This is a genomic window from Aurantibacter aestuarii (genome assembly GCF_003008425.1).
Classification (GTDB): domain Bacteria; phylum Bacteroidota; class Bacteroidia; order Flavobacteriales; family Flavobacteriaceae; genus Aurantibacter; species Aurantibacter aestuarii.
Map to the genome: position 1 here is coordinate 476,570 of NZ_PXOQ01000007.1, position 21,433 is coordinate 498,002.

Here is a 21,433-nt window from a genome sequence, read left to right on the forward strand (position 1 = left end):
GTCTTCACTTTCTAAAGATATTAATTTGGCGTTAAAATTACCTATTCAATTTTAACAAAACCACTTTTCCAAATTTGGATATATTAAAAGTTGAAAGTTTGAATACGTATTTTGTATTAGTAATAGATTTCCGAAGATAAAAAAAGAATTTTCATTTATACTTATAAGAATAGGGTTTAATTAAAATATTGCGAGCAGTAAAAACTTGAAGTACAATACTGTAAACTAATAAAGCGATACTGTATATAAAATAGTATCGCTTTATTTAAAAACATGCTAATATCGTTTTTAGGCTTTTTTTAGCTTCATAAAATATTCGCCAAGAATTATAAGGAGTACACTTGCTCCAAACAATGGAAATACAATACCTAAAATAGCAATCAGAGCGATTATGCCATAACCTACTTTAAATTTTTTGGAGACTTTAGGAACACCTATTTTGTTTTTAGGTTTACGTTTTACATAAGACAATAATCCTGCTAAACTTATAATAAATAAAGCTATGGCTACAAACAGCATAACGGCAAAATTAGTTTTTCCAAACTGACCTTGATGGAATGCCATAAACCACATTCTACCTCGCATTAAAATCCCAACATCCGACCATTTGTAAGCCTTTATGAGCTTTCCAGAATATTGGTCGAAATGAAATTTTTGTTGCAAATCTAGGTTAAATGTCGTGTTATAAACACTAAATACTTTTTTTTCATTTTTAGGTAAAACAATGCATGTGATACCTTCAAGATTTAAATTATTAGCTTTATTAACCATTTGGTCTAAACTAAGGGCATTATTATTAGTAGTAGTTGAATTCATTCCATGACCATCCCAACCTTTTGGAAATCCAGTATTGGTAACACCTTGAAACCACTTAAAATTCGATCCAAAAACATCTGTCCATGGAAAACCACCTGCTAATGTCATTAATAATAAAATAGACACCCAAAACCCTAATAAAGCATGCAAATCTCTGTAAAAAACATGTTTTCCTTCTTTAAATCGTAATCGTACTAAAGCCTTTAAGCCTTCTTTTTTAGAAGGCCAATAAATATAAAGTCCCGTTAAAATTAGTACCAACATCCAACTGGCAACTAATTCTACGATTTTAGTTCCAAATTTCCCTAAAAGCAATTCGCCATGCAACTTTCTAACTGTATGCATATCACTATCTTTAGGACTTATTTTTCCTTGTAAAGTATTGGTGTAAGGATTAACAAACACACTGTTTTTATGACTAAAACGTCCCGAAACAAACTCGGTAGCTTGATTGTCGCCTGTTGGAATAACCATTTCGGTTAATGGCACTTTACTGTGACTTTGTGCAACCTTATATTGTGCATCAAACGACTGCTTTTTTCCTGTAGACTCAACCGTTTTAATATGGGCTTGTTTTGGTGCTTCGTAATTGTCCTTAAATAGGTAAATTCCACCTGTTAAAGCAAGAATCATTATAAACGGTAAGCTTATAATTCCTGCAATAAAGTGCCATTTCCAAAACCATTGGTTTAGGTTTCTATTTTTCATAATTAAAAATTGTATTTCACACCAACATGAAATGCTCTTGGATTCCCAATGGTGTAGGAGTTTTCGCCTCTAAAGCGATTATAACTTGCACGTGCTGAGTATAAATCATCAAATAAGTTTAAGGCATGTAACCAAACATCAAAAGATTTGTACTTGTAGCTCACTAAGGCGTTAAAAATGTTATGCCCGTCATAAATAGCAGTAGATTTAGATCCATCGTCGTTACTTACTTGATTTTCAAAACTTGTATTGTAAGCGCCAACTAATTCGTGAGATAAAGTCACATTAAAGTTTTTAAAGGCATTGTAACTTACTTTAGTTGTTCCTAATAACTTAGGTGAAGTTTCACGGTCGGTATTAGAATAATCCACACCATCATCAAAAAAAGAAATGTATTCGTGTTTGGCAAAACTTCCGTTATGCGAAAATTCTAATGTGGAAATTGGTTTGTAGGAAACTCCATATTCTAAACCATAAGATCTTGTTTCACCAGCATTAGCATTAAAAAAGGCATCGTTTTCATCTCTTAACGTCACTAAAGTATTTTTACCATTAAGTAAATACAATGCTACATCTAAAGTGATGTTTTTAACTTTAGTATAAGTTCCAACTTCAAGATTATCGTAAGTACTTGGCTTTAAATCAAACACACTTTCGCCTACACCAACAAAACTATTTCGGTATAAAGTAGAGGTTTGTGGTGGAGTAAATCCATTAGAATAATTAGCATAAACCCCTAAATTTTTATTCAAATTATAATTTGCACCAAGTTTAGGTGAGATATTGTCGTAACTGTTTTTAGAATCTTTTGGACCAGCAATTCCATCGGCTTGATTGTTGTAATCGTAGTCAAACTTATCATAACGTAAAGCTGCTGTAATTTTTAATTTTTCGATAGGATTTATTTCATACTGAAAATATGTGGCATAGTTTAAAATATTGGCTTTATAATTTAAAATGAAGTCGCCAGAATTTAAGGTAAAATCTGTGTTTTGTCCTGTCGAAGGATTAACGGTCACATCTAAAGTTTCTGCTATATATTTTTGTGGTGAAAAATCGGTAGTTGCCCCAATAATTAAAGATGAATTTGCAAAGTTGAATTCTTTTTTATGTTGAATTAGTCCAACATAACTATAGAATGTATCGTTATTAAGTTCTCCACTTCCAAAACCAGTTAATTGTCCTTGTTGTCTAAATTGACGTATACGATATGATGGATTTTGACTCATTTCATTCTTACGAAAAGAAAAATTAAAAACCGTTTTATTAGAAGCATTCCACGTTTTGTCTAAAGTGCTTTTAAAACGAAACGCAAACGCGTCACGTTCGGTAAAAGTTTGATCACTTTCATAATTACCATTATTATAATCTTCTTCACTTAAAGAACCAGTCATATCACTTCTATAATCTATAATGTGAAAGGTATTCGACCAATTCATTGTTGACGATAAGTGATTGACATTTTTAAATGTAATGGCAAATTTTTCGTAGTCACTATGTGAAACAGGACCGTTTTTACGATTTACATATTGCGTACCAATATAAAAACCAATGTTTTTATTGGCGTATTGGGAAGCTTCAAAAGCATAACGTTTTAAGCCCAAATCATTGGTTTGAAAGTCTAAACTTCCAGTAAAATATTTAGTTGGATTTTTAGTGATAAAGTTGAAACTTCCACCAATTGCTTCGCTTCCATAAATACTAGACGCGAGACCTTTAATTACCTCTACACGATTAAAAGCCACATCATTCATTTCTAAAAGAGCATTATGATTAAATACTGCTGTTGGTCTAATAGGTAAACCGTCTTCGATATAAAGAAATAATGATTTTGTAGAAATTGGAGAGCGTACAGACATGAAATGTTGTTCGTTACTTGCTGCACGAGAAGTACTCATTAATACTCCAGGCACACTGTTGACTAATTGATCAATTCCAAATGCTTTTGCAGCTTTTAAGTCTTTTTTAGTAATTACAGTAATTGACGCTGGAACCTCTTTACGACGCTGAAGTTCCCGACTTGCAGAAATTACAACTTCATTTAAAAGTTCGTCATTTTCTTCTAAAATTATAGTTGTATAACCTGAATTTAAAGACATAACTATTGTTTTATATCCAATATGTTTAATGATAACTTCAGAATTGTTTTCTATACTAAACTGCCCATTGAGATCTGATATAACTGCATTATTGAGATTTTTTTTAGACTGTATAGTTGCTCCAATTATGGGTAAATTTTCAGAATTAATTATTTTTCCAGAGTATTTGTTTTGCGCATGCGCAAAGAGTACCGACATGAAAATGACGGTAAATAAAATATATTTCATTTAAAGTTAAATTAGGGTATACAAATTAACCTCCGCTTATTTTTATTTTATAAAAATGTGGAGGTAATATTAAAACTAGAATGTTATTTAACTTAGTTTTGGAGGTGCACTAATTTTATAATTTGGAGAATTATAAAAAGGAAGAATATAATTATATCTAGACTTTAGTTTTAACTTAGTGTAAGTTTCACCTTCAATATGTAATGTTGTTGACTGAAAATATACAGGAAAAAAGGCTTCTACAATTAATGCATAATTACCTTCGTTAGTATCATCACTAAAATTTAATTGATCGGCAAGATGACATTGACCATTACATTTTAACTCTGGTTTTTCTTTATTAATACAATAAGTTTCTATAATGTAATCTATGTTTAATTCAAAATATCCAATGTAGGTTACAGTATAAACAGGTCTAAACGCAAAACTAAGTAAAAGGATATATGTGAAAAAAATCTTCAATCGTTTCTGAATAAGCCACAAAATTACAATTTAGATATAAAATCACGTTAATAAATTACCAATTAATATAAAGAATATTTAAGAATTTCATAATTTGCACTACGTATGAAATTATACCCAATTCAATCTGGACATTTTAAATTAGATGGCGGCGCTATGTTTGGCGTAGTACCAAAATCGTTATGGACCAGAACCAATCCTGCCGACAGTAATAATATGATAGACATTGCCGCGCGATGTTTACTTATAGAAGATGGCAATAAACTTACGCTTATAGATACCGGAATGGGTAATAAGCAAAGTGAAAAATTTTATGGACATTATCATTTATACGGTGACGATTCTATGGATAAATCTCTAAAAGCTGCAGGATTTCATAGAGATGATATTACCGATGTGTTTATGACGCATTTACATTTTGACCATTGTGGTGGTAGTATTGAATATGATAAAAACCGAAATTTACAACCAGCATTTAAAAATGCACATTTTTGGAGTAATAAAAACCATTGGAAATGGGCTACAGAGCCAAATAGACGTGAAGTGGCTTCGTTTTTAAAAGAAAATATTCTTCCTATGGAAGAATGCGGACAATTAAAATTTACGGATATTCCTGAAACTGATATTTTAAAAAATTCAGCTTTAGGCTTCGATATTTTTTTCGCAAATGGTCATACCGAAAAACAAATGATTCCAATGATTCATTATAAAGGTAAAACCATTTGTTTTATGGCCGACCTTTTACCAACAGTAGGACATTTACCTTTACCATTTGTTATGGGTTACGACACTAGACCATTGTTAACTTTAGATGAAAAAGAACGCTTTCTAAACATGGCGGCCGATAATGAGTTGTATCTGTTTATGGAACATGACGCTCATAACGAAATTATTACGGTGCAACACACCGAAAAAGGCGTACGATTAAAAGACACCTTTACTTGTAACGACATATTTAACTAAACATAATTTATATGAAATTTATTAATAAACCTATCTTATTTTCTGCTGTAGCAGCAGTCCTTTTATCAAGTTGTGGTGGTAGTTCAGAAATTCTGTCTACACCAATTTCAAATATTGATAACACACCAATTAAAGAACAAGAATTAACCGAGTATGAAAAACAAAACTGGGGACATTTAGATTTAGTAAAAGACACCATTCCTGGAATGAGTGTGAACAAAGCTTATTCTGAAATTATTAAAGATAAAAAAGGAAAGAAAATTATTGTTGCCGTTATAGATTCTGGAATAGACATTACTCATGAAGATTTAGATGATAATCTTTGGACTAACGAAGATGAAATTCCAGGAAATGGTATAGACGACGATAAAAACGGTTATGTAGATGATATTCACGGTTGGAACTTTTTAGGCGATGCTTACGACGAGCAGTTAGAATATGTAAGAGTTGTAGCTTTAGGTGATAAAAATCATCCGCAATACGCAAGAGCAGTAGAAACTTTAGAGAAAGAAAAAGCAGGCGTTGCACCAAAAAAACAACGTTATGAGCAAATATATGCAGCTTTAAATGCGGCAGATGATGCGTTTACAAAACATTTTGGTAAAGAAGATTATACTAATGAAGAGGTTAAGAACTTAGAAACAACCGACGAAACATTATTACAATACAAAGGACTTGCAGAACAAATGAATGGTTTTGGTTTACCAAGTATTCAAAAAGGTCAAGAAACTTTAAAAGATGAGTTAACAAAACTAGCAGATAGCTACAGTAAAGGTTTAAACCCAGAATATTCTTACAGAACTACGGGAGATAACCCTAACGATTTTAACGATATGCCAGGATACGGTAATGCTAACGTAATGCCTTCAGTAAAATCTGAAGCTCACGGAACGCATGTTGCCGGTATTATTTTAGCAGAACGTGATAATGGAAAAGGTGCCAATGGTGTTGCAAACAATGCGGTATTAATGAGTATTCGTGTAGTACCAAATGGAGACGAGTACGATAAAGATGTGGCAAAAGGAATCCGTTATGCGGTAGACAATGGAGCAAATATTATTAATGGAAGTTTTGGTAAATCGTTTTCTATACATAGCGACTGGGTTAGAGATGCTATTAAATATGCAAGCGATAACAATGTGATTTTTGTGCATGCTGCAGGAAACTCGGGTGAAGACGTAGATGTAGAACCAAACTTCCCAGACGATAATACTGGAGGCGCAGAAGTGTCTAATACTTACATACGTGTTGGCGCATTAGCACCAAAATACGGCTCTAATATTGTTGCAGGGTTTTCTAACTATGGTAAGAAAAATGTAGATGTATTTGCACCAGGTGCAGAAGTTTACTCTTCTACACCAGAAAATGAATATAGTACGTTTGGAGGAACAAGTATGGCTGCTCCAGCAGTTGCAGGTGTTGCAGCTTTAGTGTGGTCTTATTATCCAAAATTAACTGCTGCTCAAGTTAAACAAGTTATTTTAAGTTCTGGAATTCCAGTAACTACAAACGTTGTTGTTGGTGGAAATCCAGAAGACGTGAGATCATTTCAAGATTTAACAAAATCTGGTAAAATGGTAAACGCTTATAACGCATTAATCATGGCTAGTAAAATGAAATAATTCGTTTTAAAAAACATAAATTTTTAAACCTTAATAGTGATTGCTATTAAGGTTTTTTTTGTTTCTTGTAGCTATGAATTATAGTTACTGGGAACACAAAAACTGGCTATCTAACATAGATTACGTAATTATTGGCAGTGGTATTGTGGGTTTGAATTGTGCACTTCAACTTAGAAAAAAACACCCTAAAGCCAAAATAGTTATTTTGGAAAGAGGTCTATTGCCTCAAGGAGCTAGTACAAAAAATGCGGGATTTGCTTGCTTTGGAAGCTTAACAGAACTTATTGATGACTTAAAAACACACTCTGAAGAAGAGGTTATTAAATTAGTTTTGCAACGCATAAAGGGTTTACACCTTTTAAGACAGTTGGTTGGCGATAAAAATATGAGTTACAACGCTTTTGGTGGTTTTGAAATATTTACAGAACGTGACAGTTTTTTATTTGAAGAGTGCCAGGTGCATAAAAATCATATCAATCAATTATTAAAACCCATATTTAAAGCAGAAGTATTTACAGAAATAGATAATCATTTCAATTTTAAAAATATTCACGAACAACTCATTTTTAATCCTTTTGAAGGACAGATAGATACGGGTAAAATGATGGATACGCTATTAAAAAAAGCCATTAAAAATGATATTAAAATTTTAAATCATATTTCGGTTGAAGCAATTGAAGAACATAATACTGGTGTAGAACTAAAAACCAATCAGTTTAATTTAAAAGCTAAAAAAGTTTTGGTAGCTACTAATGGTTTTGCTTCTCAGCTTTTAGATGAAGTCGTTAAACCAGCACGAGCTCAGGTTTTAATAACATCACCTATCAAAAAACTTCATATAAAAGGAACCTTTCATTTAGAGCAAGGCTATTATTACTTCAGAAACATCAATAACAGAATTCTATTAGGTGGCGGAAGACAATTGGATTTTAAAACAGAAGAAACTACCAGTTTCGAGCAAACCGAATTAATTCAGAATAAATTAGAAGCATTATTACATACCGTAATTTTACCCAATTCAAATTTTGAAATCGAGCACCGCTGGAGCGGAATTATGGGTGTAGGTGCTCAAAAAAAACCAATTGTAAAACAAATCTCTAATCATATCTATTGTGGCGTAAGACTTGGAGGTATGGGCATTGCAATTGGCAGCCTAGTAGGCAAAGAATTGGCAGATTTAGTAGATTAATTTAAAACACATACATGAAAAGAATTTTTACGTTTTTATTTAAATGCGCGCTTTGGTTTATAGTAATTTCTGTAGGCTTAGTGACCTTATATAAGTTTGTGCCCGTTTATTACACACCTTTAATGGCTATTCGTTATTTTGAAGACGATAGTAAAACGAAGTCCGTTAAGCATGAATGGGTGACTTCTGAAGAGATTTCAGACCACTTAAAAAAAGCAGTTATTTGTAGTGAAGACCAGAAATTTTTAAAACACAATGGGTTTGATATGGTGGCTATAGAAAAAGCTTACGAAAACAACCAGAAAGGCAAACGTATTAAAGGCGGAAGCACCATTAGCCAGCAGACGGCAAAAAATGTATTTCTATGGCCAAACCGTAGTTGGTTGCGTAAAGGTTTAGAAACCTATTTTACATTTTTAATCGAATTAATCTGGAGTAAAGAACGCATTATGGAAGTGTATTTAAACAGTATAGAAATGGGTAATGGAGTTTATGGTGCGCAAGCAGCTTCACAGTACTGGTTTAAAACATCAGCAAACAAATTATCTAAAAGTCAGGCAGCAGCAATAGCAGCGGTGTTGCCAAATCCAAGAAGATACCGCGCAAATCCACCAACCAATTACATCGCTAAGCGCAAAACGTGGATTATGAGACAAATGGGTTTTCACGGACCTTTAAAGTTTGAAGATTAACTACTTTATGGATAATAACACTATAAAAACGGAGCTTTTAGCTTTGTGTCAGCTTAGTATAAAGCAACGCTTAGACAGCATAAAAGATATTATTAATAACTTACAGCAGAGTCTAGAAAGTGAAACCAAAAGTAGCGCTGGAGATAAACACGAAACAGGTCGGGCAATGGTTCAACTGGAACGTGAAAAAGCAGGGCAACAATTAGTAGATATACAGAAAAGTCAACACATCTTGGATAAAATAAACCCTGAATCTACATCGGAAACCATTGGCTTAGGCAGCGTGGTTTTTACCTCAGGATCTAATTATTTTATCGGGATAAGCTCAGGAGAACTTAGGGTTGAAAACACTACTTTTTATGCTATTTCCTCAAGTACGCCAATAGGTCAGTTGCTATTAGGCAAGAGAGTTGGAGATGAGGTTGCTTTTAGGGGCTTAGAGTTTAATATTATTGAAATTTTGTAAATAAAAAAAGCAGACCAACCTAAGCCAGTCCACTTTTTCCTTTCTAATGGTTATTTTTTATTACCTCTATTATTTAGTTGTTTTTTAGCTCTTGCTTTTAATTTCCAAGGGGCATTTTTTTGCCAATCTCCAGCCATAATAGAACCGTAGGGCATCACTTCGTCAATAACCTTACCTAAGTTAAACTCGTCCATTTGCGCTCTAACGGTTTTCGCGTTTTTGTAAGCACTTGGTAATTCAGTAATATCAATTTCTTTAGAGAAAAAACGTGCATCAATTCCTTTAGTTTCCTCTTTAAAAATTTGCATGATACTTCCTGATTTACTTTTTCTATGTCGCGTTCTACTCACGTTTCTACCTGCACCATGTGGTGCAAACCCTAAATTGGTTGTTGTGGTTTCACCTTCAACAATTAAAACAGGTTCTGCCATGTTTAACGGAATTAATCTAGGTCCAGTAATATCTGGCATAAACTTTTTATCTAGTGGTGTTGCACCTTTAGCATGGTAGAATAAATCGCCATCTTTAAAAACAAAATTATGTTCGTTCCAATATCTGTTTTCTATTGGAATCTCTAATGCTTCAGCAACCGAATTATGAATCACTTCGTGGTTTGTTTTTGTCCATTGTCTAATGATTTGTAATGCATCCCAATAATTTTGTCCTTCTTCGGTATCAAAAGGAATCCACGCATTTTGCTTTTTAGTCTCAGGTGATAAAATTTGTCTAAAACGTTCTGCAACTTTCATACCTTTATCATATAATCTTGCGCCTGGACCTCTTGAACCATGATGTGTTACCATCATTGTATTTCCTGTTTTTTTAGAGGTTCCAACAAACAAAAAGTGATTTCCATCGCCTTGAGTTCCTAGATGAGCTCTAGCAATTTGAACCATTTGTTTGTCTTTTAAAAAGAAATTAGTTTCAAATGCCTCTAACAACTTTTTTGGAAATCTAAATTGTGTATCTCTATCTCTTCCCCCTGGTCCAAAATGGGTGTTTTTATGCGCCACATCTAAAATGATTTTAGGGTCTATTTTACCAAAATCTGTTAGCATCACAGAACAGCAAATATCTGCACTATGCATACCTGGATGAATCGCGTTTTTTGCAACCGCAACACCACCAACAGGAATAGTGCCGTCTGGTCCCGCTGGACAAGCATCTGGCATAATTGCTCCATCTACTAATGTTGGAGTTTTCATTAATGTTTCCATTGAATTAATCACCTTGTCTACATTCTCAATCTCTTCGTTGTGTTCTGCTTTAATATTAACTGAAAAAGAGACTTTTTCTTGATGTAACGGAATTGGTTCTGGTAATTTAAATTGCTCTAAATACGCTTCCATTTCTGAATCTAATAATTTATTGGTATTAATATGTTTTATAGCATCTTTCATCCATTTTCCTTGTCTGTAACCTAAGGCTAATAAATCGTGACCTGTAATAGTTTTGTTTTCTTTTTCCATTTTTAATATGGTATTTTTTATAGCGTACATTCTCTCTAAAAATGCCTTTTTATTTTCTGTAATATGTAATACATCTGAGGTTACTTCTGTTATTTCAGATTGAATGACTTCAATGTTAAATAAGTTAATGTTATTGATTAACTTTTTTACGTTTTCGGTTTTAATCGCGTCTTTTATGGTTTGTTCTTCAAAGCAAAAAGCGTCTATTCCGCAACATTCTGTAATACAATGTACTTGTAAACTGTTCCAAAACGTTTCGTTTTTATTCAACCATTTATCTATATGTTTCATTTTATTTTAATTGTGCGCCATTAACGTCTCTGTTTAATGGCGCTGTTTTTTATACTAATTAGAAGTACTTGTTTCTAATTACTCTGCAAATATTAAGCAGTTGTGTGCAATGTTTTTGCGTACTGAATTTTTTATTTAAAAATTGTGTTTAATTACATCTGAAACAAGCTTATAATAATGTAAACACTTTGCGAGAATTACTACGTAAGCGATTGATGCGGTATCCTTTTGTTTTTTTGCAAAAGATTTAGCGGAAAGCGTAACCCAAACTTTTGTTTGGGTTACGCCATACTATTACTTATTTACAGTAAACATATGTTTTAATTGTTCCAAGGTGTTTCCATGGTTTCCAACCGTAATTTCGCCTACTTTTTCTGCAATTTTCTCTACATATTCCATTTCTTTCAACTTGAATAACATGCTGTTATCTTCCATTAATTTTGCGGTATTTAACAAACTTCTTGTGGAAGCGGTTTCCTCACGTCTGGTAATAACATTGGCTTGCGCCTTTTTTTGTGCTACTAAAACCTGATTCATGATTTCTTTCATGTCTCCTGGCAAAATAACATCTCTAATTCCTGTGTTTAAAACAGTCACACCTAATTTCTTGGCTTGCTCAGTTACTTCAGTTAAAACTGCGTTAGAAATACTTTCTTTTTGCTCTAATAATTCGTCTAAAGTATAAGCGCCAACATAGGCTCTTAACTTTAATTGTAAGGCAATATATAATTGCTTTTCGTACTCTTTATTTTGCATTAATGCGGTTTCAATGTTTACCACTTTGTACTGCGCATAAAAGTTAATTCTAATAGTAGCTTTATCTTTTGTTAACAATTCTTGACCCGAAATTTCTAATTGTAACTGACGTAAATCTGCTTTTGCAATTTTAATGGTTTGATTATTTCTCCAATAGTAATAGGTTCCTGCGCCTAATGTTTTTTGATATTGGTCGTCTATAATTAAAACTGCTTTTTCAAACGCAGAGACTTCAAAAACTCTGATGTATGCTTTTAACGATGCATGATTAAACAAGCTTTTGTTAATATCTTCGGTGATTTCAATGTTATTTAAATCTACTGTGGTAAATTTATAATTGATTAATCCTTTCCAAAAAACATGTCTTCCTGCAGTTAAAACGGTTTTAAAATTGTTGTTTTCGTACATTAAAACAATTTCGTTATCCTTAACTTCTACAACCTCTAACATGCTAGATAAATTAGAATCTTTAAGTAAGATTTCTAAGGTTATAGGTGTTTTAAATGAGTGCGACATTGTATAGTTTAAAACACGTTTGTTAAAATTTAACCAATGTGTTCCTTCAGTAATTACGCGTTTATAATTATTGTTTTTAAATACTAATCCTACAAATCCTGAGTTAATTCTTACTCTTTTCATTTGATTCTAATTTTTGTTCTGTTTCTATTTTTAATACAGAACTATTAAACATTTATAATAGAATTACCAGTTACGATAATGACTATTCTTTGTAAACAAAGCGCTTAAATGCATTGTTATTACTACGGAAATTCGGCTTATTTTAGCTTTATATGAATTGTTTTGTAGATGATTAATAAGCTATTAACATGATGTTTTAAACTTAAAAATGAATCTTTTAAAGAATCCATAAAACAGCTTTTAATAATGCTGAATTTCAAGGTGTTTTCCCAATTGCTAAAAGTGTTAGCACGTTTTTAAACACTTTGCTTTTTTTGCCATTTATTGTGTGACGCACAAGGGATCTATTTTTTAAAGTTGATCTTCTTTCCTAAAGTTGGATTTTGAATCCATTTCAATTGCTGTAACCGAAATACAGTGCGTTTGCCAATTTCGCCACAAACCGAAAACTCGGTTTGGTAGGACTCGAACCTACAAATTGATCTATTGCTTAACCAGACTTAGCTACTTCAAGTTAATGAAGGCAGGATTCGAACCTGCGTACATAGAATTGATTATTATTTGGCTAATAACCGTAGCCTTCAAGTCAAGTTGAACATAAAAACGTAATACAAACTGTGACGGTTTATGCAATGGTGTTATATTGAAACACCTAACAAGACCTGCTTGATGTGGAAGTAGTAGGACTCGAACCTACAAGCTTAAAAAAGACCAGATTTACAGTCTGGCGAGCCAACCAATTGCTCAATACTTCCATTTAATTTGTCTGAGAAGCAGGACTCGAACCTACAACCTCTCGCATCCAAAGCGAGCAAACATCCAATCGTTATCTTCCCAGTTTTATGTTAATGAACTTTTTTTAACTCCACTAGTGTTCTTAACTAGTGGAGTGACTACCATTGTTTAAATTAAAAAGACTTCTTTCTAATTACTTTACAAATATTTTACTCTTTTGCGCAATATTTTTGCGTAGTGTAATTTATTTTGAAAAAATTATTTCTTTTTCTTATTCCACTTATTCTTAGGATTCTTTTTTTTACACTTTTTAGAAGCGTTTGCCTTAATTTTAGCTTTAACTCTAGATATTTCAGAATCTATGAAACTTGTAAAATCATTGTTATAAGCAACTTGTTTGGCAGTTTTAAAAGATTTCAACGCTTTTTTGTAATGTTGCTTTTGTTCTAGTAACTGATCATTTAAAACCCAAATTTCGGATTTACTTAAGCCTTTTACCGTAAATGCAAATTCTATTAATTGTTGCGCTTCTATAAAATCTTCGTTCCAAAGTAACACTTGAATATAGCTGCTGTAGACTTTATGAAAATCTAACTTAATGGATAGTACTTCGGCGTAATACTGCTTTGCTTTTTCGTAATCTCCAAATTGTTCTGCTTGTAACTTTCCCATTAAAAACAGTGCATGTATATTATCTTCTTGATAAGACAATGCGTAGTTTAAATTCTCTACGGTTTCTTCTAAATCGTACGGATAAGCATCTAATGCTTTCAGTACGTAGGTGTTTAGTATGTTGGTTTCCACGATTATTTTAATTTTAGTTGCTTTTGCAATTCAGTTTTTAGTTTTCCACGTTCTTTTTTGAACGTTTTGTCTTTTTTCTGAATTTTAAAATCCGAGCCTTTAAATACTTTTGTTGGCTGACCTCTTTTTATATTTAAGTGGTTTTCCCATTGATTTTTAATGCTCGACTTTAAGCGCTTTGTTTGTGTTTGATTGACTTTTTCAATCAACCTAATTTTCGCTAATTTTTTGTTTTGATGTTGAGATCTGCTATCCATTACCAACACTTGCGTATTGGTTGGTTTATGCGTTGCTCTAATTGCAGAACTTACTTTGTTTACATGTTGTCCGCCTGGACCAGAACTTCTTGTGGCTTGATATAAAATGTCTTTATCTGCTATATCTGAGCCGTATATTTGCTCAATTTCATAAATACCTATAAACCAGTTTTTACGTTTGTGTTTTGGTCTATATGCAGATACGCCAATCCATTGAATTGTTCCTAGCCACTTGCTTAAAAATGTGGTTAAATTAGTTCCTGAAATTTGCACAGTTGCCGATTGTAATGTGCCATTTTCTACGCCTGTTTCGCGCTGCAAAATGCTGTATTCAATAGTTTTTAATTTTGCGGCTTCTAAAAATAATTTTAGAACTTGAGCTACAACCCAACAGCATTCTGCAGGTCCGCGACCAGATGTTATTTGTATTATTTTAGTTTTTGTTAATGACTTTGCCATAATATTTTATCTTCTAAAAGCTCTAGTAAAAGCTGGTGTTTCAAACGTTTTAAAAGTGCTTTTGGTTTTTTATTACAACCACAAACCTCTGTAATTTTAGTTTTGTATTTTAAATTACATGTTGCTCTAGAGGTTATCTAAAAACAAGTTTGCTGTTATGTTAACGATTCCAAGAAACGCTTCTAATTAGGAATCAAGGTTTAAATGAATTTGATATAATTCATGATTGATTTTATTTAAAATGAAGCGTGACATTTAGTCTAAACGCAACATGGGTTGTTTTTACTACTGTTTAGGAATGTGTTTAGCAGAGTTGCTAAGGTTGAAAACAAAAAATCCGAAACAGTTTTTTAATTGCTTCGGATTTTTCATTTGTTTATGAAAGTGGTATTAACTAAAATACGCTCGAAGCACCGCAGAAGGAATACGTCCTTTTGGGAAATCTGGATATGCTATAGAAATTATCATACTTCGAGTTTTTATTATTAATTTTTTCTTTGGAAATTTTTATTTCCGCTGGGCAAAGATTTGTTTTTATTTTTGAGTTATCAAAATTTATTTTCAATTTTTTTTAAAAAGTAATGCCTTAATACGAAGTATTAACTTTTTTTGAATTGTGCAAATTTTATTTTTATTTTCCACCAAGGTAAATGCTGTTTTGGGTTTTGAGTTGTTTAAAAAATATAATTTTATCGATTTTAAGTCTTCTAAACTATTCATTAAATTGAGCGTTGTATTCGAAAGCTTTCTAACTTTATTTATCAATTCATTTTTATTAATAATAGTAAATTGAAAATTTTCAAAATCTTCTCTTAATAGATAAAAATCCCATAGTATATCATATTCAGTTTGATAGTCAAAACACTCTAATAAAACATTTAAATGTAAATAAGCTTCATCAAAATTATTTGCTTTACTCAGTTTTTTACAACCTTCGATTAGTTTAAAAAATATCATAAAATCTTCACCATGTTTTTCATTAGTGACCTGCAATAATTTTTTACTCCATTCATCATTACTATAATTTATGGTAAAAAGATCAAAATAATATGGATTCGAGTCTAGATTAGATAATAATTCATCATTAGTATACAACCAATTTTCAAATTGGGAAACTGTTATTCTTTCGGTTAAAACATCAAATATTTTGTATTCTAAAGCTTTCATCTGCTGTAATTTTATACAAAAATGAAATGCCCATACGCAATGTTTTTGCGTACTAGTTATTTTTTCTATTTTAGAAGTGAAATTAATTGAAAAATGGCTGTAAATAAAAACGCACTTTTAAGATATAAAACCATAGATAAATGTTTACAAAACCATTTCAAAACATGGACTTTGAACGATTTAATTGAAGCTTGTTCCGATGCTTTGTATGATTACGAAGGAAAAGATGTAGATGTTAGTAAACGTACGATTCAGTTAGATTTACAGATGATGCGTAGCGATAAATTGGGTTATAATGCGCCAATTATTGTTTACGACCGAAAGTTTTATAAATACGAAGACGAGAATTATAGTATTACCAATAGCCCAATTTCTAATCAAGATTTAAATAAGTTATCTGAAGCAGTTTCGTTTTTAAAACAATTTCAAGGATTTTCGCATTTTTCGGCTTTAGATAGCATGGTTCAGAAATTAGAAGATCACGTTTACACGCAGAAAACCCAAGAGAAAGCACTTATAGATTTTGAAAAAAATGATAACCTAAAAGGCTTCAACTTTTTAGATGAATTGTATCGCTACATACAAGTTAAAAAACCAATAAAACTAACTTACAAATCGTTTAAAGCTAGAGAGAAAAGCACATTTACTTTTCATCCTTATTTGTTGAAAGAGTTTAGAAACAGATGGTTTATTATAGGTCGTAAAAACTCTAATGTGGCACTTTTAAATCTAGCATTAGACCGTATTGTTAAAATTGAAGAATCTGCAGACGAATTTATTTACAACACCACTTTTAATTTAGAAAATTATTACAAAAACGTGATTGGTGTTTCTGTAAGTCCTACTATAAAAACCGAACATATTTTACTTTATGTTACTCATAAACATGCGCCATATGTGGTGACAAAACCGTTTCATTCGTCTCAAAAAATTGTTGATAAAGATAATTATGGGATCACTATTTCTTTAGATGTACAACATAATTTTGAACTTGAAAAAGAGATTTTATCTTTAGGTGATGGCATTAAAGTGTTAGCGCCAAAACGTTTAAAGGAAACCATTAAAGAACGTTTACAAGAAAGTGTAGACACGTATAATACTGAATTAGACTTAAAAGAGTTAACTCTATTAAAAAAGCAGGTTTTACATAAAGGATTTTCGGTTTTAAATCAAGTGTATACCAAACGTGAGATTAAGAAAATTAAGGGTAAACTTCACATGTATTTAAAAAATAATCCTGGTAAAACGTATAGCTTACGTGAAGTGTTTTTAAGGCTACCACAGTTAAAACCTTTAGTAATTAATAAAAATTTAAAGCAAATTATTGATAGTTTATTACCAAACGCTTTTCTAACTAAAGTGATTTATTTTGATAAAACCATACAAGATAATTGGTACGTGACATGGCATCAAGATTTACCCGTAAATGTAAAAGATAAAATTGAAACTGATGGTTTTACTTCTTGGACTAAAAAAGAAGACGTTATTAGTGTTATTCCACCTGAAGCTATAAATAAAAACACAATTAGTATTCGTGTACATTTAGACAATACAAATTCAGAAAATGGTGCTTTAAAAGTAATTCCGGGTTCGCAAAACAAACGCTTAACAGATACTGAAATAAAGTTAATTATAGATAATTCTTTACCTTTTGATTGTGAAGTGAATTTAGGAGGAATTCATATTTTAAAACCTCAAATTTTACATGCGTCTTCTAAAAACAAAAGCGGCAAACGCAGACGCGTTTTACATTTGGAATTTTCTAATTTGGATTTACCAAATGGTTTGGAATATGCTGAAAAAGTAGATCTTTAGAAAGTTATAATTACTTTATATGTAATAAACGGATAAGATAGTTACAGTATAATCTAGGAAAAGTTTTTAGAAACAACAGCTTTATTATTACAACAATTGTATAAAATTAATATGAAAACATTAGAACGATTTGTAAGCAGTATTATTCAGTTTAGAATAGCGATTATAGTATGCTTAACCGTTTTAATGGCATTTTCAGGATATCAAACCATAAATCATCTGCGTATAGATAATTCCTTGTCTATCTGGTTTTTAGAAAATGACCCGAGCTATAAGGCTTATATCGATTTTCAAAAAGAGTTTGGCTCGGATGAGATTTTTGTTGGCATGTTTCCTGTGGAAAATGCAATTGGAAAACAGGAAAAAAAGAAATTATTACAACTTCATGAAGCAATAGATACTTTATCTTACGTTAAAACGTCTTTTAGTATTGCTAAAGCACAATATCCTCTATACGCTAATAACTCTATTAAGTTTGAAGATGTATATAACACCAATCGCAGCGAAAAAGGCTTAAAAAGTGTGCTTTCTAAGTTACCAAACATGAGCAGTCAGTTAGTAACTAAAGATTTTAAGCATCAATTTTTCTATATTCAATTAAACCCAACACCATCCATAGAAACAAAGCGTAAAGATCTTTTAGGTGAAATAACTACACTTATTGAACAAAATTATGACGATTATTATTTGACCGGTCCACCGGTTTTAAATGAAGCTTACAGTAAAGGGATTTATAAAGAAAGTCTTGTTTTTGGAGGTTTAACAGTGTTGTTTATTACACTAATGTTATTGTTTATGTTGCCTAGTAAGCGCTATTTATTAGTGTCTTTAATCTCGGTAGCAGTACCGGTATCTTTATTGTTTGGGCTTATTACTTCAATGGGTTATGCTTTAAACATGATTTCTATGCTTATTCCTACCATTTTAATGGTGTATAGTGTAAGCGATGCGGTTCATATTATCAATATTTATCATAAAGAAGGCCTTCAACATTTAGATCAAACAAAAACACAGTTATTAGCCATAACCATTAAAAAAAGTTTTACACCTTGTTTTTATACTACGCTAACCACATTTGTAGGGTATTTTGCGCTGTATTTATCACCACTACCAGCTTTTAAAAACATGGGTGTTTTTACCTGTATTGGTTTAATTTTAAGTTTTATACTGGTTTATGTTATTGCTATTATAGGGTTTAGTTTTATGAATTCAGAGTTTAAAACAACCAAGCCTATTTTGGAAATGATAGGCTTAAGCCAATCCAAGTTTATAGATTGGTTAAATGTGTTTACTACTAAATCTAAAACCAAAATTATTTTGGTGTTTACTGTGCTATTAATTTATGGTTTGTATGCTGTTTTTCAAGTGAAAATAGATACCAATTCTCAAAACCTTTTAGCTGAAGGCAAAGCGAAACAAGATTTGAGAGTTGTAGAAGGTAAGTTAAATGGAAGTTCACGCATGCAACTGGACATTTCTGCTAAAAACGGAGACTTAATTACCAATACTGAGGCTTTAAAACAATTAGAAAAATTTCAATCAAAACTTGAAAATAACCTGGTAATAAACGCGCCTATATCTGTTGTAAATATCAAAAAATTTTTAGAACAAAGAACACCTGTGTTATTTCAATCTAATGTTTCGCAGGATGCCATAAAAAATACGTTAAGTAAAGTAGATACAGACCGTAACAGTTTTTTCAAATTATTTTCAGACGATTTATCTTCTGCAGGAATTACTATAAGTTTTAAGGAGATGAAAACTTCCGAACTTGAGAAGCTTATAGCAGATATTCAATCGGATTTTAAAGCGACATTTAATACAGAAACTTATCAACTTAAAATAAATGGCTTTGCTGTTGTATTTGCACAACTAAATAACTTCATTTTACAAACCCAGTTCAGGTCTTTCTTTGCAGCTTTTTTTGTGGCCTTTTTATGTTTACTCATCTTTATAAAAAATGTAAAAACCACTATTTTAGTTTTAATACCAAATATGTTACCATTAGCTATTTTAGCCATTTTAATGAGTTGGTTAAATATCCCATTAGACGTTACTACAGCTATGATTACACCAATTATGCTTGGAATTGCTATGGACGACACCATACATTTAGTCTATAAATACAGAAAAACGAAAGGTAATTCCGCATCACCAGAAGAACGAATGGATAGCGCAATGCGTTACACAGGTTCAGCTTTAATTTCTACCACATTTGCTTTAGTTGCTGGATTTTTAATTATTGCGTCTAGCGCAACACCGTCGGTTCGAGATTTCGGACTGTTATGCGCGGTTACGGTAGCTGTAGCGTTAATAACAGATTTATTTTATTTGCCTGCTTTGCTTAAACGTTTTGATAAATAAATTTCAGTGTTATTTTCCAAATGGATATCATGCTCAAAAATAACATCTTGACTGTCCAGCTTTGCTTTTATAAGATAATTTCTACCATTAAAATAAGACGTTATTACTTTGGCTTTTAATGGTGAAGACTGTACTATAGTAAGTTCATGAGCGTAAATAATCTCATCATTAATCACATTAAATTCTTCAAAAAATGACGCCATTAAAGGAGTTTTTGGGTCTTTGTATAAAGTTTCAGGAGTGTCCTTAACTACAATGACTTTTTTATCTAAAAGCATCATTTGGTCAGCAAAGCCAAGCACATCATTTTTATCGTGAGTGGCTACAATACAAGCAATATTTTTTTCTTTTAAATAGCTAAATATATTTCGTCTTAAAGACTGCTTTTTAAAATTATCTATATGGCTAAAGGGTTCATCCAAAAGTAATATTTCAGGTTGTTTAGCTAAAGATCTAGCCAAAGCAACACGCTGCTTTTGTCCACCACTAAGTAACTTTACTTTAGTTTTAGCTACACTTTCCAACTCCACCACTTTTATAAGCTCTGCGGTTCGTTTTTTCTTTTCTTCTGGATAAAAATTAGATAGATATTTTCCAATATTTTCTTCAACAGAAATAAAAGGCATTAAATCAAACTCCTGAGTGACCGATTTCATAAAATCGTAACCAACAACAAGATTATGTTCCGGACCTAAAATTTCGGTATCATCCCAAAAAATTTGTCCTTTTTTTAAATCGTATTCGCCGTAAAGTAATTTAAGTAATGTACTTTTTCCGCAACCACTTTCACCAATTATAGCAAGATGTTCGCCTTTTTCAACGGTAAAATTAAGATGTTTTAAAATGATTTTTTTTGAATAAGAAAAAGTGAGATTTTTTACATGTAGCATAGATTCAAAAATACAGGATTTTAGAAAAGTTTACAATTATTTTTTTGCTCGATATTTTTTATGAATAATTAATTGAAATGTCTGGTTGAGCTTAGTCGAAACCTATTTGTAAACCTAATTTTTTCAAGAAATCATGTCGAAGATAGGAGACATCACATCATAATTCATTAAAATTTAATTTATATAAAAGGTAAAGATTTCTCCTAATTTCGAAATGACAATTAATAAGTTCATTCTTTAAGTTCTCGACTACGCTCGAACGGACAATACTATCGTGCTAACTATTTCTATAAAATAAATCAGGTTGAGTTTAGTCTAAACCTATTTGTAAACCTAATTTTTTCAAGAAATCATGTCGACGATAGGAGACATCACATAAGTTGAGCTTTACATTTAACCAACTCAAATGCAACATCTTAATTCATAGAAATAACTAGCACTAAATTAAAGTCGCGTTAAGGATGGAAGTGGTATCCTTTTTTTGCTTTAGCAAATGGCAAAAAAGATATAACGTACAGCCTGACCCGCAGGGTAACGCCCAA

16 protein-coding genes and 2 tRNA genes are annotated in these 21,433 nt (G+C 31.7%); 7 read left to right on the forward strand and 11 right to left on the reverse strand.

Features of this window, described 5'->3' with window-relative positions; translation table 11 throughout:
* Positions 1–288: 288 nt before the first annotated feature.
* The 3 genes from C7H52_RS03395 to C7H52_RS03405 all read right to left on the reverse strand — a co-directional run bounded on the left by C7H52_RS03395 (position 289) and on the right by C7H52_RS03405 (position 4,313).
* Complete coding sequence (locus tag C7H52_RS03395) at positions 289–1,524, reverse strand: PepSY-associated TM helix domain-containing protein (RefSeq protein WP_106462479.1); 1,236 nt, start codon at positions 1,522–1,524, stop codon at positions 289–291.
* 2 nt (positions 1,525–1,526) lie between these two features.
* Entirely contained in the window at positions 1,527–3,851 is a 2,325-nt protein-coding gene (locus tag C7H52_RS03400; protein WP_106462480.1) for a TonB-dependent receptor, read from the reverse strand.
* An 87-nt stretch (positions 3,852–3,938) separates the two neighbouring features.
* A complete protein-coding gene (locus C7H52_RS03405; RefSeq protein WP_106462481.1) occupies positions 3,939–4,313 on the reverse strand; it encodes a hypothetical protein in 375 nt (124 codons plus the stop codon).
* 105 nt (positions 4,314–4,418) lie between these two features.
* Here C7H52_RS03405 and C7H52_RS03410 point away from each other — a divergent pair, with 105 nt between their 5' ends.
* From C7H52_RS03410 to C7H52_RS03430, 5 genes are all read left to right on the forward strand, one after another.
* Positions 4,419–5,276, forward strand: a complete 858-nt coding sequence (locus C7H52_RS03410; RefSeq protein WP_106462482.1) for an MBL fold metallo-hydrolase — start codon at positions 4,419–4,421, stop codon at positions 5,274–5,276.
* Positions 5,277–5,287: 11 nt separating this feature from the next.
* Entirely contained in the window at positions 5,288–6,898 is a 1,611-nt protein-coding gene (locus tag C7H52_RS03415) for a S8 family serine peptidase (protein WP_106462483.1), read from the forward strand.
* 73 nt (positions 6,899–6,971) lie between these two features.
* On the forward strand, positions 6,972–8,087 hold the full coding sequence (locus C7H52_RS03420) for an NAD(P)/FAD-dependent oxidoreductase (protein ID WP_106462484.1): 1,116 nt from the start codon (positions 6,972–6,974) through the stop codon (positions 8,085–8,087).
* A gap of 14 nt (positions 8,088–8,101) precedes the next feature.
* Entirely contained in the window at positions 8,102–8,779 is a 678-nt protein-coding gene (mtgA, locus tag C7H52_RS03425) for a monofunctional biosynthetic peptidoglycan transglycosylase (RefSeq protein ID WP_106462485.1), read from the forward strand.
* On the forward strand, positions 8,769–9,245 hold the full coding sequence (locus tag C7H52_RS03430) for a GreA/GreB family elongation factor (RefSeq protein ID WP_317045561.1): 477 nt from the start codon (positions 8,769–8,771) through the stop codon (positions 9,243–9,245). Before mtgA ends, C7H52_RS03430 begins: the two co-directional genes overlap by 11 nt.
* A 50-nt stretch (positions 9,246–9,295) precedes the next feature.
* Here C7H52_RS03430 and C7H52_RS03435 read toward each other — a convergent pair whose 3' ends face one another.
* The 7 genes from C7H52_RS03435 to C7H52_RS03460 all read right to left on the reverse strand — a co-directional run bounded on the left by C7H52_RS03435 (position 9,296) and on the right by C7H52_RS03460 (position 15,822).
* Positions 9,296–11,005 carry a DUF6331 family protein gene (locus C7H52_RS03435; protein ID WP_221405028.1) on the reverse strand — a complete coding sequence of 570 codons (1,710 nt, stop codon included), beginning with the start codon at positions 11,003–11,005 and terminating at the stop codon, positions 9,296–9,298.
* A gap of 294 nt (positions 11,006–11,299) precedes the next feature.
* On the reverse strand, positions 11,300–12,400 hold the full coding sequence (locus tag C7H52_RS03440; RefSeq protein WP_106462487.1) for a slipin family protein: 1,101 nt from the start codon (positions 12,398–12,400) through the stop codon (positions 11,300–11,302).
* 672 nt (positions 12,401–13,072) lie between these two features.
* A tRNA-Tyr gene (locus C7H52_RS03445) sits at positions 13,073–13,155 on the reverse strand.
* A gap of 10 nt (positions 13,156–13,165) precedes the next feature.
* Positions 13,166–13,238 (reverse strand) — tRNA-Pro (locus tag C7H52_RS13400).
* 155 nt (positions 13,239–13,393) lie between these two features.
* Complete coding sequence (locus tag C7H52_RS03450) at positions 13,394–13,939, reverse strand: tetratricopeptide repeat protein (RefSeq protein WP_106462488.1); 546 nt, start codon at positions 13,937–13,939, stop codon at positions 13,394–13,396.
* 2 nt (positions 13,940–13,941) lie between these two features.
* Complete coding sequence (gene prfH, locus C7H52_RS03455; protein WP_106462489.1) at positions 13,942–14,655, reverse strand: peptide chain release factor H; 714 nt, start codon at positions 14,653–14,655, stop codon at positions 13,942–13,944.
* A 561-nt stretch (positions 14,656–15,216) separates the two neighbouring features.
* Positions 15,217–15,822 (reverse strand): hypothetical protein, encoded by a 606-nt coding sequence (locus C7H52_RS03460; RefSeq protein WP_106462490.1) that lies wholly within the window; start codon positions 15,820–15,822, stop codon positions 15,217–15,219.
* 93 nt (positions 15,823–15,915) lie between these two features.
* On the opposite strand from C7H52_RS03460, the gene C7H52_RS03465 reads away from it, so the two are divergent.
* Entirely contained in the window at positions 15,916–17,637 is a 1,722-nt protein-coding gene (locus tag C7H52_RS03465; protein ID WP_106462491.1) for a phytanoyl-CoA dioxygenase family protein, read from the forward strand.
* Between the two features lie 111 nt (positions 17,638–17,748).
* A complete protein-coding gene (locus C7H52_RS03470) occupies positions 17,749–20,001 on the forward strand; it encodes an efflux RND transporter permease subunit (protein ID WP_106462492.1) in 2,253 nt (750 codons plus the stop codon).
* Here the strand turns inward: C7H52_RS03470 and C7H52_RS03475 are convergent.
* Complete coding sequence (locus C7H52_RS03475; RefSeq protein WP_106462493.1) at positions 19,965–20,891, reverse strand: ABC transporter ATP-binding protein; 927 nt, start codon at positions 20,889–20,891, stop codon at positions 19,965–19,967. The two genes, C7H52_RS03470 and C7H52_RS03475, sit on opposite strands and share 37 nt — an antisense overlap.
* Positions 20,892–21,433 lie beyond the last annotated feature (542 nt).

Excerpts from the sequence above, each read along its gene's own strand:
- C7H52_RS03465 (WP_106462491.1), top strand. The coding sequence starts at position 15,916 with ATGGCTGTAAATAAAAACGCACTTTTAAGATATAAAACCATAGATAAA.
- C7H52_RS03435 (WP_221405028.1), bottom strand. The coding sequence starts at position 11,005 with ATGAAACATATAGATAAATGGTTGAATAAAAACGAAACGTTTTGGAAC.
- C7H52_RS03420 (WP_106462484.1), top strand. The coding sequence starts at position 6,972 with ATGAATTATAGTTACTGGGAACACAAAAACTGGCTATCTAACATAGAT.
- C7H52_RS03415 (WP_106462483.1), top strand. The coding sequence starts at position 5,288 with ATGAAATTTATTAATAAACCTATCTTATTTTCTGCTGTAGCAGCAGTC.
- C7H52_RS03460 (WP_106462490.1), bottom strand. The coding sequence starts at position 15,822 with ATGAAAGCTTTAGAATACAAAATATTTGATGTTTTAACCGAAAGAATA.
- prfH (WP_106462489.1), bottom strand. The coding sequence starts at position 14,655 with ATGGCAAAGTCATTAACAAAAACTAAAATAATACAAATAACATCTGGT.
- C7H52_RS03410 (WP_106462482.1), top strand. The coding sequence starts at position 4,419 with ATGAAATTATACCCAATTCAATCTGGACATTTTAAATTAGATGGCGGC.
- C7H52_RS03400 (WP_106462480.1), bottom strand. The coding sequence starts at position 3,851 with ATGAAATATATTTTATTTACCGTCATTTTCATGTCGGTACTCTTTGCG.
- C7H52_RS03395 (WP_106462479.1), bottom strand. The coding sequence starts at position 1,524 with ATGAAAAATAGAAACCTAAACCAATGGTTTTGGAAATGGCACTTTATT.
- mtgA (WP_106462485.1), top strand. The coding sequence starts at position 8,102 with ATGAAAAGAATTTTTACGTTTTTATTTAAATGCGCGCTTTGGTTTATA.
- C7H52_RS03440 (WP_106462487.1), bottom strand. The coding sequence starts at position 12,400 with ATGAAAAGAGTAAGAATTAACTCAGGATTTGTAGGATTAGTATTTAAA.
- C7H52_RS03470 (WP_106462492.1), top strand. The coding sequence starts at position 17,749 with ATGAAAACATTAGAACGATTTGTAAGCAGTATTATTCAGTTTAGAATA.
- C7H52_RS03475 (WP_106462493.1), bottom strand. The coding sequence starts at position 20,891 with ATGCTACATGTAAAAAATCTCACTTTTTCTTATTCAAAAAAAATCATT.